The 17045-nt window shown below is 35.7% G+C and carries 16 protein-coding genes; 3 read left to right on the top strand and 13 right to left on the bottom strand.

Annotated features, from left to right (window positions below; all coding sequences use genetic code 11):
• Positions 1-38: 38 nt before the first annotated feature.
• Both ftsH and rsfS read right to left on the bottom strand, forming a co-directional pair.
• Positions 39-2075 carry an ATP-dependent zinc metalloprotease FtsH gene (gene ftsH / locus ALGA_RS06080; protein ID WP_096428482.1) on the bottom strand — a complete coding sequence of 679 codons (2037 nt, stop codon included), beginning with the start codon at positions 2073-2075 and terminating at the stop codon, positions 39-41.
• A gap of 28 nt (positions 2076-2103) precedes the next feature.
• A complete protein-coding gene (rsfS, locus tag ALGA_RS06075; RefSeq protein WP_096428481.1) occupies positions 2104-2475 on the bottom strand; it encodes a ribosome silencing factor in 372 nt (123 codons plus the stop codon).
• 333 nt (positions 2476-2808) lie between these two features.
• Between rsfS and ALGA_RS06070 the strand changes: the two genes are divergently transcribed.
• Positions 2809-3558 (top strand): biotin--[acetyl-CoA-carboxylase] ligase, encoded by a 750-nt coding sequence (locus ALGA_RS06070; protein WP_096428480.1) that lies wholly within the window; start codon positions 2809-2811, stop codon positions 3556-3558.
• 20 nt (positions 3559-3578) lie between these two features.
• On the opposite strand, the gene ALGA_RS06065 is transcribed toward ALGA_RS06070, so the two are convergent.
• From ALGA_RS06065 to pyrE, 4 genes are all read right to left on the bottom strand, one after another.
• Positions 3579-5849 (bottom strand): TonB-dependent receptor, encoded by a 2271-nt coding sequence (locus ALGA_RS06065; protein WP_096428479.1) that lies wholly within the window; start codon positions 5847-5849, stop codon positions 3579-3581.
• A gap of 121 nt (positions 5850-5970) precedes the next feature.
• Positions 5971-6294, bottom strand: a complete 324-nt coding sequence (locus ALGA_RS22735) for a hypothetical protein (protein WP_145957576.1) — start codon at positions 6292-6294, stop codon at positions 5971-5973.
• A gap of 77 nt (positions 6295-6371) precedes the next feature.
• On the bottom strand, positions 6372-6872 hold the full coding sequence (locus tag ALGA_RS06060; protein ID WP_096428478.1) for a hypothetical protein: 501 nt from the start codon (positions 6870-6872) through the stop codon (positions 6372-6374).
• A gap of 87 nt (positions 6873-6959) precedes the next feature.
• Complete coding sequence (pyrE, locus tag ALGA_RS06055) at positions 6960-7592, bottom strand: orotate phosphoribosyltransferase (protein ID WP_096428477.1); 633 nt, start codon at positions 7590-7592, stop codon at positions 6960-6962.
• A 92-nt stretch (positions 7593-7684) separates the two neighbouring features.
• Between pyrE and ALGA_RS06050 the strand changes: the two genes are divergently transcribed.
• Positions 7685-8284 carry an NUDIX domain-containing protein gene (locus ALGA_RS06050; protein ID WP_096428476.1) on the top strand — a complete coding sequence of 200 codons (600 nt, stop codon included), beginning with the start codon at positions 7685-7687 and terminating at the stop codon, positions 8282-8284.
• A gap of 19 nt (positions 8285-8303) precedes the next feature.
• Here the strand turns inward: ALGA_RS06050 and ALGA_RS06045 are convergent, their stop codons facing one another.
• Positions 8304-9002 (bottom strand): Crp/Fnr family transcriptional regulator, encoded by a 699-nt coding sequence (locus tag ALGA_RS06045; RefSeq protein ID WP_096428475.1) that lies wholly within the window; start codon positions 9000-9002, stop codon positions 8304-8306.
• A 154-nt stretch (positions 9003-9156) separates the two neighbouring features.
• Between ALGA_RS06045 and ALGA_RS06040 the strand changes: the two genes are divergently transcribed.
• Positions 9157-9621 carry an OsmC family protein gene (locus tag ALGA_RS06040; protein WP_096428474.1) on the top strand — a complete coding sequence of 155 codons (465 nt, stop codon included), beginning with the start codon at positions 9157-9159 and terminating at the stop codon, positions 9619-9621.
• A gap of 45 nt (positions 9622-9666) precedes the next feature.
• Here ALGA_RS06040 and ALGA_RS06035 read toward each other — a convergent pair whose 3' ends face one another.
• The 6 genes from ALGA_RS06035 to ALGA_RS06010 all read right to left on the bottom strand — a co-directional run bounded on the left by ALGA_RS06035 (position 9667) and on the right by ALGA_RS06010 (position 17003).
• Entirely contained in the window at positions 9667-11070 is a 1404-nt protein-coding gene (locus tag ALGA_RS06035; protein ID WP_096428473.1) for a TlpA family protein disulfide reductase, read from the bottom strand.
• A gap of 24 nt (positions 11071-11094) precedes the next feature.
• Entirely contained in the window at positions 11095-12231 is a 1137-nt protein-coding gene (locus tag ALGA_RS06030; protein ID WP_096428472.1) for a serine hydrolase domain-containing protein, read from the bottom strand.
• Positions 12232-12238: 7 nt separating this feature from the next.
• On the bottom strand, positions 12239-12715 hold the full coding sequence (gene coaD, locus ALGA_RS06025) for a pantetheine-phosphate adenylyltransferase (protein WP_096428471.1): 477 nt from the start codon (positions 12713-12715) through the stop codon (positions 12239-12241).
• Between the two features lie 61 nt (positions 12716-12776).
• On the bottom strand, positions 12777-13577 hold the full coding sequence (locus ALGA_RS06020) for a helical backbone metal receptor (protein ID WP_096428470.1): 801 nt from the start codon (positions 13575-13577) through the stop codon (positions 12777-12779).
• Positions 13577-15799 carry an APC family permease gene (locus tag ALGA_RS06015; protein WP_096428469.1) on the bottom strand — a complete coding sequence of 741 codons (2223 nt, stop codon included), beginning with the start codon at positions 15797-15799 and terminating at the stop codon, positions 13577-13579. Before ALGA_RS06015 ends, ALGA_RS06020 begins: the two co-directional genes overlap by 1 nt.
• Positions 15800-15866: 67 nt before the next feature.
• Positions 15867-17003: a DUF4369 domain-containing protein gene (locus ALGA_RS06010; RefSeq protein WP_096428468.1), complete on the bottom strand. Its 1137-nt coding sequence runs from the start codon at positions 17001-17003 to the stop codon at positions 15867-15869.
• Positions 17004-17045: the final 42 nt, after the last annotated feature.

The following is a 17045-nucleotide window of genomic DNA, read 5'->3' as shown; positions in this document are numbered from 1 at the left end:
AGTAATTTAGCTTTTTGATTTATTAGGATGAAAGCTACTTAAACAGCTTTACTCTCATTTTCTTCACTTGTTTTTTCTGCTTCAGGTGTTGGAGTTATTTTTTTTCCTTCAAAATCTTCAGGCTGACCAAATTTTCGTTTACCAAAGATTTCTTCTAAATCTTCACTGAAAATAACTTCACGTTCCAACAGTAATTCTGCAAGTTTACAGTGTTTTTTACTGTTATCTTTAAGAACTTGTTTGGCTCTCTTGTAGCTGGTTTCAATTAATATTTTCACTTCGGCATCGATTAATTCTGCAGTTTTTTCACTGTAGGGTTTTGAAAAACCATAATCCGATTGTCCAGAAGAATCGTAATAACTTACATTTCCAACTTTTTCACTCATGCCGAAAATTGAAACCATCGCCATTGCTTGCTTGGTAACCTTTTCCAAATCGTTTTGAGCACCAGTTGAAATTTTAGCAAAAGTTATTTCTTCAGCAGCACGTCCTCCCAATGCAGAACACATTTCGTCCAACATTTGTTCTTTGGTTGTAATGCTTCTTTCTTCAGGTAAATACCAAGCTGCACCTAATGCTTTTCCACGTGGTACAATGGTCACCTTTACTAATGGATGAGCATGTTCCAGCATCCACGAAATAGTGGCGTGTCCAGCTTCATGATAAGCAATGGTTTTCTTTTCCTGAAGAGATATAATTTTATTTTTCTTTTCCAATCCTCCAATAATACGGTCAATTGCATCTAAGAAATCTTGTTTCTCAATAACTTCTTTCTTCTTTCTTGCTGCAATCAGCGCCGATTCATTACACACATTTGCAATATCAGCACCCGAAAATCCTGGAGTTTGCTTAGCCAGAAATTCTTTATCAAGATTTGGATCTAATTTTAGAGGACGTAAGTGAACATCAAAAATTTCTCTACGCTCATTTAAATCAGGTAACTCAACATGAATCTGACGATCGAAACGACCGGCACGCATTAAGGCGCGGTCCAAAATATCAGCACGGTTTGTTGCCGCTAAAATAATTACTCCCGAGTTGGTGTCGAAACCATCCATCTCAGTTAGTAACTGATTCAATGTATTCTCACGCTCGTCGTTCGAGCCCATGTTAGGGTTCTTGCCACGTGCTCTACCAATTGCATCAATCTCATCGATAAATACAATACATGGAGCTTTTTCTTTAGCCTGCTTAAACAAATCTCGAACACGACTTGCTCCAACACCAACAAACATCTCAACAAAATCGGAACCCGACATGCTAAAGAAAGGAACGTTTGCTTCACCGGCAACTGCTTTTGCCAATAATGTTTTACCCGTTCCAGGAGGTCCTACAAGTAATGCACCTTTAGGAATTTTACCTCCCAATTTAGTATATCTTAGTGGATGTTTAAGAAATTCTACAATTTCCTCAACTTCCTGTTTTGCCTCTGCTAAGCCAGCAACGTCTTTAAAGTTAGTATTGACATTCGATTCTTTATCGAATACTTTGGCTTTTGATTTACCAACGTTAAAAATGTTTCCTCCACCGCCGCCTCCGCCGGAACCTTTACTCATTCTTCGGAATACATAAAACCAAATACCAATAATTAAGGCGAATGGAAGTATCCAGCCAATAAAATCACCGAAATAATTTTCTTCAGTAGTGTACTCAGGTTCAATTCGGTCAAGATCAGAGACATTCTCCTGAGCTTCGCTTAATTGCTCTGCAAATTGTTCGATGGTTCCAATTGGGAAAGTGTAATGAGGACCTGCTTTTGAAGGGGAATCAAAACTGCTTTCGAAAAGAGATGGATATTTGTCAAGGCTTTCCGATTTGAGGAAAACATTTACTTCAAGAAGATTACGAACGACCACAATTCTGTCAACATCCGAGTTGTGAAGCATTTCATTTTTCACCTTTTGCCAGGAGGTATCCTGTGGTTTTTGCCCAATGTTTAGAAGATTAAGAGCAATGAATGCTACGGCAATTAATCCGTAAACCCAATATGCGTTAAATTTTGGTGGCTTAAGCATGCTATTGCCATTCTTTCCTTTTTGGTAAGGAGATTTATTTTGATTATTATTCTCTGTCATTCTTTTTAGTTAACGGTTATAGTATTGGCTATGCGTTCTTAATTTTTGTAACAGTAGCATCTGCCCATAAACTTTCTAGTCGATAAAATTCTCTGTATTCTTTCTGGAAAATATGTACAACAACATCAGCATAATCTAATAAAATCCATTGCGAATTCTGTTGCCCTTCTATTCTCCACATCCTTTCATTAATTTTTTCTCTCACATACTCTTCTGCCGATACGGCTATTCCGTTAACATGAGTTGATGATGTTCCATGGCAAATAAGGAAATACTTGCAAACAGAACTTTCAATTTTTCTTAAGTCAATCTTAACTATATCTACTGCTTTATTTTCATGCAATCCTTCAATTAAGGTCTTAACGAGTTCTTCTGTTGTGTTCCCCTTTTTATCTGTCATACTTATATTTTAATTACAAAGATAATTTTTTTTCAAACGAATAAAATTTCTTTTTAAAATAGATTTGAATTAGATCTAAATTTTATTGCATTTAGAAGTAATTCATTAGAAGTCAACTTTTTGATCTTATTCTTGTTTCTCGTTGAATTTAACTTTCTCGTTAGAAACCCCTTTTTAAGCTTTATTGCTTGATAACTTCTTAAAAAGTTGAACGAAATCTAAATTTCATATTTAAGGTTCATAATGCAAGGTAATGATTAATTTTACCAAAGTTTCCAATTCAACATTTGTTAACAGAATACCTAATCTATTTGAAATTAATAATTTTTATTCATGAATCGATGTTTATTTTATCCCAATCTATTGATACGCAAAAGCGAATTGCATTCAACCAATGATTTTGCATTAGGCTTAATTAAAACGCAAAAGCCGTCAGGCGGGACTGTCGTTTTGACATTAAGTCAGACAAAAGGCCGCGGACAACGCACAAATGTTTGGGAAAGTGAAAGTGGCAAAAACCTTACCATAAGTATCATCCTTACTCCTGAATTTCTTCCAATACCACATCAATTTCAAATTTCTTGTGTGATTTCCTTGGGAGTATACGATTATTTGAGTGAATATTTAGAGGATGTCTCAATTAAATGGCCAAATGATATTTATGTTGGAAATGAGAAGATTGCAGGGATTTTAATCGAGCATTCAATAATGGGATCTACCTTAAGTCATAGTATTTGTGGTTTGGGTTTAAATATAAATCAGATCAAATTTATCTCTGATGCTCCTAATCCAACCTCATTGGCAATTAAAACCCATAAGGAGTATGATTTGGACAAAGAACTGACAAAATTGTTGAGATGCATAGAAAACCGATATTTTCAATTGGAGGATGAGAAATCAGAAGAACAAGAGAGGGATTATTTGAAAGCGATGTATTGGATGAACGAGACACATCTGTTTTCGGATGAACTTGGAGAGTTTGAGGGTGAAATTGTAGGTATTACTGAATACGGACAATTGCGGGTTAGGGCCAATAAAGGAGAGCGCATTTATAATTTCAAAGAGGTGAGCTTTATTCGTTAGCCCACCTCTTTGTTGCCTGTTTAGAATTTTACAGAAAATTTAATACTAACGTTTCTTCCTGGATTGTAGTAATTTAAGGGCTTCAAACTCGATAAATGATCGATATATGTCTCATTGAAAAGGTTATTTGCACTAAGGACTAAACTCGTTTGATACTTCGCTAATTGAAAATCTGTTCCTGTCTGAATTGCAATTAAGTCGTAAGCAGATGTTTCACTTTTAAATTGTGAAGGATGATTCTGTTTAAATGCATGTTTCCAGCTTAAGCTGATGAAAGGAGATGTAAATGTTTGATTTCCTTTAGCAAATAATCGAACAGAAGTATTTAGCTTGTGCTGAGGAATAAAAGGCAAATGGCCATTATCATTTTGTTTTGCAATCACCATGGCGTAGTCCGAATGTAATTTTAAAAAAGATGTTGGTGCTACATTAATAGACAGTTCACCACCATACAATTTGGCATCTTGTTGTTGGTATGAATATACAAAACCGCTTCCTTCAGGCGCAAGTTCATTGGTTAGTGCCATATAAATGTAATCGTATACCTTGTTGTAAAAAAGCGAAAAATCGATATTGTGACTATTGGTATGATAGTGAACTCCCAAATCGGATTCCAAACTTTTTTGAGGATACAGCTCAGGATTCCCTTCTTCAAATCGATTTCCGTGTAAACCATGCTGCGTTAATTCTGCCAAATTTGGTGCACGATAACCTGTTGCTAAATTGGCGCGCATAAGCAAATCATTTGTAATCTGAAATGTAGCTCCTAGTGATGCATTTAAGTTGTCGAAATTTCGATTGATATGAACGACCTCTTCTTCATGTTCACCATTCACTACCGCTTCATCGTGAGAATGTCCTGCGGCAACTTGTTCGGGTACATATAATGCCCGATGGTCATATCTTAGTCCTAATTGAAGATTTACAATATTTATTTCTTTCTTTAAAAGGGAAAAAACGGAGAAATCATCTGTTTGAGCATTTGGAATAATATGGTTTGGAGCTTCATGATTTGTGTTGGATTGATGCATTCCCTGAATTCCTATTAGATATTCGCTCGATTCAGAGCTTGGGAAATACAATTTACCATCGTATGTAAAAGTATTTAAATCCATATCTACTAACCTGAAAATAGCGTTTTCAGGATTACCGTTTAATCTTCTTTGATTGAACTGGTAAGCTGCATTTAATTCAAGTTTATAGTTACCGATAAATAGCCGGTTTCTCGACGAAATTAAATGTTGAGTCAAATTTTGATACCAATAATAATTTTTCCGATTGCCAGGATTTACCACTTCTATTGATTCCTCATTGGTCATGCCAAGTTTGGGTTGAATGTAGTCGTAGTAAATTTTAAAACTCCCAAAATTATTTTGTAGGCCTAAACCCAATTGCACTCCATTTGAATTAAAACGGGTATTGGGAACGTAATCACCTTTTCCATCTTTATAGTCTTTGTGTGATTGTTGATTCATACGCAACATCCAAAACCAGTTTTTTTGAGAAGATTTCACCCCTATGTTGGTCGAATATCCATGAGTTGCACTGTGGTATTCGCTTGAGATATCTGCTTTTAAAGTGTTGGCAGGTGCTGGTTTCTCGCGCACGATATTTATCACACCTCCCATGGCATCCGATCCATAAAGCAGAGATGCCGGACCTTTAATTACTTCGATATGATCAGCTCCCTCTTCGTTAATCAAAAATGGATGATCAGTCGAAAACTGAAAATTCTCCAAACGCACACCGTTATTTAAGAATAGGATATTGTTCAAGGAAAGCCCGCGAATTACCGGAGTGCTAACGCCAGGACTTCGGGAGATTACATCAACCCCTGGTATACTTGCTAATTTTTCACCCAAAGATGGTGTTGACAGCATTTCCAATTCTTTGTTGGAAAGCACTGAAATTTTAACGGTGTTTTCGTGTTGTGATGAAGGAAAACCGCCCGAAACAACAACGTCTTGTGTAGTAACCGAAGTGAAAGGCAAGCTAATGTTCAATTCCGTATTTTCTTTTGCTATCGAGACCGTATTAATAGAACTTTCGTAACCAATGGAGGAAAACTGAACGGTGATTTTGCCATTGGGCAAATTTTCAAGTTGGTAGGAACCATTAGTATCACTAACTGTTCCTTTTTGCAGTTCGGGAATAAATATACTAACCCCTGGAAGTCCTATTCCATTATCTTGATCAGTGATTTTTCCATTCAGTTTATTGTTTTTTAGTTCACCCAAACCATAGGTGAATTGAGGCAATAGAATAAATATTGCCAAGATATATCGTATCATGATATCGTAGAGTTATATTGATTTTTATAGTGAAATTTAAAACACATAGATTTACTAGATGAGCTTTTGAAAAACTCATCCACAGTATATCTTCTGATATTTTTCAATCAGATCAATAAATTTAACCTACGATAATCGGTGGAGCTCTTAAACTATAGGGAAGCTTTGATGCGTAATACGGTTTTTGGGTTGATTCGACTCTTGGATTTTCGAATTTTAAAACTACAGAGACAGGAATAATTGCAATATCTGCCGGTGTAAAGAAGAAATAATCGAACGCTAGAATCTCACAAATATCCTCAATCGCAGTCGTGTTGTTTGAACACGAATGAAAGTGATGTTCGTGATTTGGGAACAGTACATGTTGGGTTTTTATCAGTATTGGCAATGCAAAAGCCAATGATAAAAACCAAGCCAAAATTCGATGTCTTCTATTTAGAATCATTTAAAACAAAGCTATCTAAAAAAATGAAATGCACAAAAAAGCTGTTGAGATTTTCAACAGCTTTAGAAAGAGATTTCTTACGATTCAATATTTTGAAGCATATTGTACGGTATTCGTGTAAGACCTTCAACCAATTGATCAATTCCTTTTTCCAGTTTCTTTTTTAGCATCATTTTCATCATGGCATTCAACTCCGCATGAACGGTCAGTTTGATTCTGGTATCGTAAGCATCTTTTTCAACCAATTGAATCCAAATATAGAATTCGAAAGGACTTCTGCCATATCCAGTCATTTTCAGCATTTTGTTTTCTTCCTTCTCAACAAATTCCAGTCCGGCCTCACCAAAACCTTTAATCACGAAAGTGCAGTTGTTTTCAGTAGCTTCCCAATGCTCAATGTATTCTTTGAAATCTACCTTTTTCTTTGCCTGAGTTTCGATTTGTTCCTGAACCTGAGGGTTGTTGGCAGCCAGTTCGAATATATTGGCAATTTTTCTGAAATCAGAAAAGAAACCGTATACATCAGTTACTGTATGTGGAATCTTTTTTACTTCACTAATTATTTTTGTTGTCGACATTTATCTTTTTCTCCTTTAGAGTGCAAAAGAGGGTATTCGCGAAGAAATACTCTCTTTTAGCTATTGTTTTTTATAAAAAATGGGCGCCTATTTTCTCCAGTTTGCCGGATCTTTTCTCCATTCTTTTAACTGATCTACATCTTCTGCTTTAATGTATCCTATTTCCTGAGCACGATCGATCATCACGTTGTAATTACTCAATGTGTCTAATTTACAGTTTGCTGCGGTGAAATTATCCGTTGCGGTTTTAAAACCGTAAGTGAAAATAGCTAGCATCCCCAACACTTCGCAATTTGCTTCGCGCAATGCTTCCACAGCTTTTAAACTGCTGCCGCCGGTCGAAATTAAATCCTCAATAACTACAACTTTTTGTCCTGCCTTAATTTCACCTTCAATTAGGTTGGTCATTCCGTGGGCTTTCGCGGATGAACGAATGTAAACCATTGGTAGATTCATTTCTTCAGCCACCAAAGCACCTAGTGCAATTGCTCCTGTTGCAACACCTGCAATAACTTCCACGTCAGGATATTTTGCCAATACTGCTTCTGCAAAAGCTTTTTTAATGTAGGTTCTAACTTCAGGATACGAAAGTGTTTTACGGTTATCGCAATAAATTGGCGACTTCCATCCCGAAGCCCATGTAAAAGGGTTTGTCGGTTCTAGTTTAATTGCTTTTATTTGCAGCAAATATTCAGCGACTTGTTTGGCAGTGTCTTGCATTCTTTCAATGGATTTATGGATTGTTAAACGAATTCAAAAAGCGGAAATTCAGTTGATTGTGTTTTTCTGCGTTTTTTAAAAATCTACCGCAAATGTATAAAGTATTTTTTAAAGATCGAATCATTTTTTTAGGAGATAAAAGTGAGAGTGTAAATTTCGAGGGAATGGTTTATGCCTGGATCGAAGACCAGTCTTTGGAAGGTCTCATTCTTGAGTTTGATGAAGATGAAAGTAAGGAAGCCATTTTTATTGTTGCTGAAGATTTGGATCTTCTTTTTCAGCACTTTGTATCCTGTTTTAAATACATCGAAGCCGCCGGTGGAAAAGTGTTCAATCCTAATCAGCAAATTCTTGCAATTTACCGACTCGAAAAATGGGATTTACCCAAAGGGAAGGTAGAAAAAGGCGAGTCGGTTCGCGAGGCCGCAGTGCGCGAAGTAGAGGAGGAGTGTGGTGTTACTGATTTGAAAATTGAAAAGGAACTAAATTCCACCTATCATACTTATTGGATGAAGGATAAACACATTCTGAAACGCACCTATTGGTACCAAATGAGCTACTCAGGTTCAGAAACTCCGGTTCCTCAAACCGAAGAGGACATACAGGAAGTAAAATGGCTTTCGCCGGATAAATTGGACGAATTCAAAGCAAATACCTATGCCTCTATTTTAGAGGTTGTGAATGAGAAATAGGAAGTTCACTTCACCGGGATTATCCATTTTTGATAATCAATTTTAAATTTTCGGGGTTTAGAATTTTGATGTGTTTGTCTTTTATTTCGATAATTAAATCAGTGTGAAATTTAGCAAGAGTGTTTATTGTGCTTTCTTTTGAGCAGCCTGCCAATGAGGCAAGACCAATTCTGGTGACTGGTAAGGTAAATTCGGCACTGTGATAAATTTCACTTAATTCGAGCAATATTAACGCAAGAGAACCCTCAACATTCTTGTTGTACAACCGACTCGTACGATGAACCATACTATTTGTGTTTGAAGACATGTGCCGAATTAGTTTAAGTGCAAATTCGCCATTCTCTTTTATCAGACTTAAAAACACATCCATATTTATCATTTTTATGCTTGTGTCCTCAAGTGCTACAGCCGAAAAATCAAGACTTTTACAGGCAAAACTGCAAACAATCCCAATAAATGAATCATCACCCAATAGTTTTAGTGTCGAAATTTTAGAATCATTAGTGACATCGAGTTTTACCAAACCTTTTTCGAGATACAAAATGTGAGATGCCACAAAACCTTGCTTAATGATTGTTTCTCCTTTTGTAAATTGAAGTAGAGTGGTGGAGTTTTCCACCATTATTTTTTGATCAGGAGTTAAGGCCTTGAAACAATCGTGCGCACTAATTAACTCTTGGTCTGTGTGATACCTTTCGGCTTGATATTCAAAATTCATTAATAGAAATTAATTTGTTTCAAAAAGTATTCGGAAATGATGCTAAATTCCACCAAATATAGTGATTCTATACTTCGTCTAATAGTTTTATCCTTACTGAAGTTGTGGCATTTTTAAAGTGATTAATAGGTTTGAATAATAAAATTATAAAGAAATGTCTGATTTAAAATTTAGAGTACAAGCGCATAGCGAAAACCCAACCAAAACAGTTGTTAAAGCAAGAGGGTTTGAAATTATTATTGATGAGCCCGCAGACTTGGGAGGTACAAATGAAGGAGCTAGTCCTGTTGAATATATTCTTGCTGCTTTTTGTGGTTGTATTAATGTGATGGCTCATGTAATTGCCAAGGAAATGGATATAGAATTACGATCGGTTAAAATAAAGATGGCCGGAGATCTAAACCCTAACCGTCTTTTTGGAACTTCATTCGATGAGAGAGCAGGTTATAAGGGAATTGAAGTAGCTATTGAGCCTGATTGTGATGCCAGTAAAGAGCAACTAACTAAATGGTTAGAGGCAATTGAGGATAGATGTCCTGTGTCCGACAATTTAAAAAATATTACGCCTGTGAATTTAAAACTGAAATTTAAAAAAGTAGCAATTTCTCAGGTGGAGTAAAGCCGTTTTTCACCACAATTTAATGGATCTCGGAACTCCCGACCATTATTTTTTGTAAGCCTTTCTAACTGCATCTCTGGCAATCTTGATGAATTCCAATTGAATATTTTCCTTTGGACCTTGAGCAGGAGCTTTCATTATTTTGCCTTCAGGATTGATAAGAATGTAAGTCGGAAAGGCTTTCACATTGTACTCTTCAAGCAAATGTTGTTGATCTCCAATATGAATAATTGGCCAGTCAAGATTCTTTTTTGATTCAAAATCAAGATACTTGATTACATCCCAATCGCAGGCAATACTTAAAAATTCGATGTGCTCACCAAATTGTTTTTTCAGTTTTGTTATTTCTTTAAAATCCTGTAAACAAGGATAACTTTCAGTGTTGCAGAAATTCAGATACAGATATTTCCCTTTGTAATTTTCCAGTTTGTATTCCCCAATCGAGAAATCAGGAGCAGGGTAATTTATTTGCAGATGAGTGATTTTTCTGATGTAGTTTTCGCACAAATCATGATTGTATTGGTTCGTACTATGCTCCTTTATTTGAGATAGAATTTCGATAGTTTTGTTTCGTCCATAAAATTTTCGGGTATATGCATCAAATACAGATGTTGCAATAATTAATTCTCTAAATTGTGTGTTTTTATAAGCGGGATAGTTCCGCATTAGTTCATAAATATCCCGATAAGTATTTTCTGATTTTAACGCATTGGATAGTTCTGAACTTTCCAATTGACTAAAATATCCAGTAAGAAAATTACCATATTGCTTTTTGTACAAACTAGTATAGGCCGAATTGTTTAGTTTCACCTCTTGATTTTCAAAATACTTTTCTTCAATTTTAACAAACGAACTTGGATAGGCAAGGTATTCTATAAATCCCAAACGATATCTTAGATAATCTTCAAAAAAGCTGTTCTTTACATCCTTGTATTCCGATTTTAGTTCTTCTGTGAAAGCAATACCTACAGAATTCTCTTTTTTTCTGTAAATCTTGTTAAAGTTCTGATTAATAAAAGAATCTATTTTGTCATCCAGTTCACGAATTAGGATGTTAATGTCTTTTGAGTCGGTATTCGCAACACCAATGAGAAGCTCTTCCTGTTCAAAAAAAGGATTTAGTTTTTGAACGGGGGATAAATCTTTTTTAGGAGGTAATTTGATTTCGTACTCCTTGCCTGGCTCTAAATATAGATATCCTTTGTAAACACCTAGAGGTAGAAATACTAAGGTAACTTCGTTCAAATCGAAATTAATCGAAAAGCTTCCATCAGCCTGAACTTCAAATTCTGCAACTATTTTTTCTGAGTAGGTAAATACATCAGCATGATACTTAATCTCAATTTTTGATCCTGCATAACTTGTATTTGTACCATATATTCGCACATTATCTGCCAAAGAGACAGAAATTAAGCTGAGCGACAAAAACAATAGTAGAAGTGTTCTCATTTAGGCAAATGATTTGTGATGTATTTACTTGATTATCTTCAGTGCGATGTCTATATATTTGGGAATATCCAAAGTGATCTGTCCTTGTTTAATTTTGTCTTTTTGTTTTCCTAAACGAACAACAACTGCATTTTTTTCAGCAATACTATAAATGTACTGACCGCGATGTCCTCTCATGTATGGAATATTCATTCTCGAATAAGGAAGAACCCAATATTGAAAGCCATAAAAATTTAAAGCTTCGGTTTTATCTTCATTTAAAAGATAAGATGCAGGTTTTGTTGCTTCCTGAATATAAGCCTCCGAAACTAACTGTACTCCATTCCAGCTTCCCTTGTTTAAGATCAGTTGTCCAAAACGAGCCACATCTCTGGCATTGGAGTTGAAGCAACAAAACGCTTTTTCATCTCCATCTTTTTTATCCACACTCCAAAGTGCTGCTTGAGTTGCTTGCATTGGCTTCCAAAGCATCCGTTCGGCATATTTGGAAATGGTTTCACCTGTTGCTTCTTCAACAATAAAAGCTAAAAGTTGGGTGTTGCCACTTTGGTATCTAAACCGAACTCCAGGTTTTTCAACTAATTGCTGATCGGTTGAAACTTCTCTTAGATTTTTACCATAATAGGCTTTAGTTGTGATTGATGTTGGGCTGCTGTATGCTTCATCCCAGTCTAAACCAGAGCTCATGGTAAGCAAATTTTTAATTGTTATATCACCTCGTTTATCTCCTGAAAATTCGTTAAGATATTTGCCGATGGGATCATTTATCGAATTAATTTTTCCTTGATCAATAGCAATACCAATTAGTAAACTAACGATACTTTTTGTAGCTGAAAAAATATTCGAAAGTGATTCTGTACCGTATTCATCCCAATATTCTTCATATAATACTTTGCCATCCTGAATTACCAAATAGGCTACCGTTTCGTGATCTTCAAGATAAGCCCGATCAACAGAGTCAAGCTTATACTCGTTATAGGCTGAATCTTCCGGCCAGTCTTCACCATTTTCGACTGATACTTCTTTATTTTCAAAAATGGTGTAATCATCAATATTGGCATACCAGTAAATCAGACTTGTTCTAAGGTAATTTGGAGCAATAAGCATCCAAGCACCAGCTAAAATAGAAATAATGACGAGTATCTTGATGAATTTAGACATAAGGCTATTATTTTATTTGGTAGGCTTCAGGATCTTTCACTTTGGGTAAAAACTGCAAGGCATCTCCACCATGGCGGATGATATCCCTTACAATGGTTGAAGTAATAGGAGTATGCTCAGAAGTGGTTAACAGAAATATGGATTCCAATTCGTGAACCATTTTTTTATTGATTTGAGCAATGGCTCTTTCGTATTCAAAATCGGCAGCAGTTCTAAGTCCGCGCAGTATAAATTTTGCATTTTTAGATTGGCAATATTCGACCGTTAATCCGCAAAATGATTCTACCTCAATCTTTGGATTGTTCCCAAATGCCTCTTTTATCCACTGAATTCGCTTTTCAATAGGGAAAAACTGTTCCTTTTCTGAATTGTATCCGATGCATATGATGATTTTATCAAATAAAGGCAATGCTCTGGTTACAATTGATTCGTGGCCTATGGTAAAAGGGTCAAATGAACCCGGGAATATGGCAATGTGTTTCATTAAATAGATTTTAAGTACTAGGCAAAAATAGTAAGAATTATTGTAATGAGTTTTGCTTTGACTAAGAGTTTATTTTTTGATTTAAATCATTAAAATACGTTCCTGCTTTAAGTAGATGAGATTCAAACCAGGAGAACATTTCCCCATCAACCAGTTCAATTTTGGTGTTTGGTAACAAGTTTTGAATATCTTGTATATGTTTCTTAGTAAAAGGAAATGGCTCTGATGATAAAAAGATCAGGTCAGGATTAAGATCAATAATTTCTTCCTTACTTAGTTTTGGATATCTTGAATCAATATCTTCAATGGCATTTCTAAATCCACATTTTTCAATCATCGAATTAATGAATGTGTCTTTCCCAACTGCCATATATGGGTCTTTCCACACCAAGTAAAGTACAGAACATGAATTCGAATTGATCGGTAATTGGTTAAACCTGGCATGAATTTTATTGGCTATTTCATGTGATTTTGGCTCAGCGCCAACTATTTTACCTGTATTCAATATATTTTGAAGAGCTTCATCGTAATTGCGAACTTTGCATACATAAACTGGAAATTCTTTAGCTAACTCTTCTATTTGAATCCTGCTGTTTTCCTCCTCGTTGGCCAATATTAAGTCGGGATCGAGTAACCTGATTTTATCAAAGTATAAGTCTTTAGGGCCACCAATATTAGGAAGTTTAGCTATTTTATCTGCTGGGTATTTGCAAAATTTGGTTCTGGAAATGACTCTGTCGCCTATGCCTAAATCAAACAAAAATTCGGTTGTTGATGGCACTGTAGATATTATTCTTTTAGGAGGGAAAGGAATATTTATTTCACGCCCTAAATCATCTGTTGCTTTTAAAAAATCAGCCATTATTTAATATTTTTTTCCTTATATGAACTTACAAAGAGAATATTTCCCATGTCTTCGAAGCCAGTGAATAATTCGGCTCCTTCTTTTTCAACATCTTCATGATTAAATCCAAGAATACTTAAATCAGCATCCATCGAATGTTTCATAATTACTTGTTTCTTATTCGCATCGTTGGCATTAATTAGCTCAACGTTGCTTGGCGAAATCGGTAATCGTCCAGATTTGATTAATCCCAGCAATATTTCCTTCTGAGTATCTAGTTGATCTTCGGGGTATATTGCAAAAATCTTGATTGTTCCTTTTTTCCAATCGGGATGTCCCTGAATGATGTAAGCGAGTAATATCATCAAATTTGCATTTTCAAGATCTTCGGCTCCAATCCAAACATGAACTTCCTTGTGATAACCAAATCCTTTGTATGATGTATTTAGAATGCAAACATCAAAATCGGTAGATTTAAGCAGATTGTAATTGTCTATTACATAGTTTAATCGCTGAGCTTTAGTTCTCGAAAATTCAAATAAGATGGTGTTGTATCCTGTGCCCGAAATTCCAGATAATTGCATAACCTGTGCAATAGCTGATGTCATCGAAGGACTGATGATTGTGTCGAGGTAAACTTTGTTTTTGCTTCCCGACGCCAGATTAATCAGTCGATTCATTACTTTTTTCGATTCAAGATTGGTTTCTTCGTTTAAGTAGCCTTCCAAATAATGAATGTAGGTTCCAAATCCGTATTTGTAAGATATCCATCGAAGCAAATCGAAGGCTGAACGACGTTTAAAGGAGTCTTCGGAGATGCAGATGGCGAAAGGTCGCCAACTTAATTCTCTATCACCTCTCTCTGCCCTTTGAGCAAATATTTGCAGATATCTGCTCAACTGAAAAACAACGCCTCTAAATAGTTTGGCAAGTCCTCTTTGACCTTTCGATGTAACGTTAAATCCGTAATAGATACCTCCCATTATCAATAATGATAAAATAGCATAGCCCATGTTCATTTGAAACATGATCCAAAAGGACAGAATTGCACCCAATAAAGATAAGTACCATTTTGATCGGAATGTTGGACGATAAGAAGGATCTGCAGCAAAATGCTCTAAAAAAGAGATCAAGCAAATGGCGCCATAGGTAACCATGAAGAACATCGATATAATTTGAGCAACAAAATTCACATCACCAATAAAAACAAACACAAAGGCAATAATTATTGATATTACAGATGCATTAATTGGTTCATTGTTCTTTCTGTTTTCGGATTTTAACCATTTATTCAAACCTTGTTGAGGGAAGATATCATCCATGCCAATTGCTTGTAAGGTTCGGGGGGCTACTATTATAGAACCTAATGCAGAGGAGATTGAAGCCGCAGCCAAACCTATTGGGATAATTGGTCCCCAGATGGCAATTCTACGCATAATAAGCTGGTCGCTTACCAAATCTTCCGGACTGGCAGATACCGTAAATTTATAGGCGGCAAACAGATAAATAACAAGCCCGGCAACGGTTGCCCAGATGGTTCCTTGAGGTATCGATTTTCGTGGGTTCTTTAAATCTCCTGAGAGCCCTAATCCTGCTGCTAAGCCTGTAAATGCTGGGAAAATAATGGTAAATACATAGAAGAAACTTTTGGGATTATCAATGGTTGCATCCATGACCATTTCCTTTGGAGCAGCATCTGGTGATCCAAGAAAAAATAGGGCTAAGGCCACTCCTAAGATTCCCACAACCACATACAATGCTTTCATCCCCAAATTCGCACCTCGGCTAAGAAATAGTCCGGATAAGAGCGCCATGGTTGGAATACTAATTGCTCTTTTATCGTAGATTAACCAACCGTAATTATCAGCAATCCATTGAATAAGCGGGTCGAATGCCTCTGCGAATGCGATCACATAAAAGGCAACAGATATGGCTTGTGAAAGGTAAAGTGTTATACCAATGGCGGCGCCAATATTCAAACCAAAAGATCGCGAAATAATATAGTAAGCTCCACCTCCTAATACTTTCTGATTGGTTGCAATTTCGGCTACAGCCATTGCAGTAGGGATGGTAACCAAATGTCCCAAAATAATAATTCCAATCATGCCAATAAAGCCTACATTTCCCACAGCCCAGCCGAAACGAAGGAATAAAATAGCACCTAAAATAGTTGATATTGCAGTTAAGAAAACAGGAAAAGTACCAAAATTAGCCTTGGCTTTAAGTAGTTTATTGGGCATAGATGGTTAGTGTTTATTTCTGGTATCAATCTTATAAATATAGTTAATCAGAACTAAAATATAATCTTTAAGGCATTGAAACAAACTTCGCAAGTTCAGATATCAGTAAATTGGTATCAAAAGTAGTTTGATGATAAAGGATTTTACCTTCGGAATTTACTATGAATGCATGAAAATTACGATCCAGATATTTAATAAGATCAACACTGTTGTCTATGCTTTCTATTTCGATATATTCATGCGATGGATCAAGCGTTGGTCGCCATTGTTTCCACTTTTTGGCCCCCTCTGCAGGAATCATGTTGTAAGATGAATTCCGAATCAGACTAACCAATTCAATACCAGTTGTCTTACAGTTAATCTGCAATTGATTCAAAGCCTGATAATGCGATTTGTTCTTATCAGGTGTCCAGGCTCTCCAGATATAAAACAAGTGATATTTTGCTTTTCGATCTGCAAAATTAAATTCTTTTCCTTTAAGCGTAATTGAACGAAGATCAGGGAATTCATTTTTCATGAAAATTTGTTCTATTGTTTCAACACGTTTATTTAAATTTTTTACATACATGCCGTTTGGGTTGGCTATGTTAAGAGTTTTGAGGTACTCCTTTACGTCATCTAGACTACACTTGGCCCCAAAATATTCCTGGAAAATTAAATAAGAAACAACCGGTGAAGATGCGTAATTGTGAAAATATTCTTTCTTGAATTTGTTCAGTCTTTTGTACTTCGCAAGTAAGGTGTTTTTTTTAATTGAATCGGAATAAACTTCGCGCAGTTCAAGATCATTGGCTATTTTTAATTTTTCATGATTGTTTGTTTGCAGTTTAAATTCATAATCTTCGTATCTGTTTTGAGTTTCAGAACCAGTAAGTTTTTTGCTTAAAAAATCATCTTTTAATTCATCTTTATGAACTAAAAGATTCATTTTTGATGGGGATAAGAAAATCTTAGCCCGCCTGCTTTTAGCCAATCCGATTTGAGCAACAAAAGGGTGTTCCATTTTTCCTGAAAATTGAAATTCACCGTTTTTAGTCATTACAGAATCAAGCAATATTACGTTTTCTCCGGTTTCCTGATAAAGAAATAATGTTTCATCCTGAATGCCACCTATCATTCCTGATAGAACAAATTCTTTTTCTTGTGAATTAGCCTTGAAAATACTGATTGAGATGAAAAGAGATACTAAAAATAAATTTTTCATGTTCTTATTGTTTGGGCTTTCGGTTTGTCTTTTTATCTAGAA

The sequence above is a fragment of the Labilibaculum antarcticum genome (assembly GCF_002356295.1).
Lineage (GTDB): Bacteria > Bacteroidota > Bacteroidia > Bacteroidales > Marinifilaceae > Labilibaculum > Labilibaculum antarcticum.
Note: the sequence above shows the minus strand (reverse complement) of the source record. Positions and strands in the feature narration are given on the sequence as shown.

Bases quoted from the DNA above. Each gene is read 5' to 3' on its own strand.
- ftsH (WP_096428482.1), bottom strand. From the start codon at position 2,075: ATGACAGAGAATAATAATCAAAATAAATCTCCTTACCAAAAAGGAAAG.
- rsfS (WP_096428481.1), bottom strand. From the start codon at position 2,475: ATGACAGATAAAAAGGGGAACACAACAGAAGAACTCGTTAAGACCTTA.
- ALGA_RS06070 (WP_096428480.1), top strand. From the start codon at position 2,809: ATGAATCGATGTTTATTTTATCCCAATCTATTGATACGCAAAAGCGAA.
- ALGA_RS06065 (WP_096428479.1), bottom strand. From the start codon at position 5,849: ATGATACGATATATCTTGGCAATATTTATTCTATTGCCTCAATTCACC.
- ALGA_RS22735 (WP_145957576.1), bottom strand. From the start codon at position 6,294: ATGATTCTAAATAGAAGACATCGAATTTTGGCTTGGTTTTTATCATTG.
- ALGA_RS06060 (WP_096428478.1), bottom strand. From the start codon at position 6,872: ATGTCGACAACAAAAATAATTAGTGAAGTAAAAAAGATTCCACATACA.
- pyrE (WP_096428477.1), bottom strand. From the start codon at position 7,592: ATGCAAGACACTGCCAAACAAGTCGCTGAATATTTGCTGCAAATAAAA.
- ALGA_RS06050 (WP_096428476.1), top strand. From the start codon at position 7,685: ATGTATAAAGTATTTTTTAAAGATCGAATCATTTTTTTAGGAGATAAA.
- ALGA_RS06045 (WP_096428475.1), bottom strand. From the start codon at position 9,002: ATGAATTTTGAATATCAAGCCGAAAGGTATCACACAGACCAAGAGTTA.
- ALGA_RS06040 (WP_096428474.1), top strand. From the start codon at position 9,157: ATGTCTGATTTAAAATTTAGAGTACAAGCGCATAGCGAAAACCCAACC.
- ALGA_RS06035 (WP_096428473.1), bottom strand. From the start codon at position 11,070: ATGAGAACACTTCTACTATTGTTTTTGTCGCTCAGCTTAATTTCTGTC.
- ALGA_RS06030 (WP_096428472.1), bottom strand. From the start codon at position 12,231: ATGTCTAAATTCATCAAGATACTCGTCATTATTTCTATTTTAGCTGGT.
- coaD (WP_096428471.1), bottom strand. From the start codon at position 12,715: ATGAAACACATTGCCATATTCCCGGGTTCATTTGACCCTTTTACCATA.
- ALGA_RS06020 (WP_096428470.1), bottom strand. From the start codon at position 13,577: ATGGCTGATTTTTTAAAAGCAACAGATGATTTAGGGCGTGAAATAAAT.
- ALGA_RS06015 (WP_096428469.1), bottom strand. From the start codon at position 15,799: ATGCCCAATAAACTACTTAAAGCCAAGGCTAATTTTGGTACTTTTCCT.
- ALGA_RS06010 (WP_096428468.1), bottom strand. From the start codon at position 17,003: ATGAAAAATTTATTTTTAGTATCTCTTTTCATCTCAATCAGTATTTTC.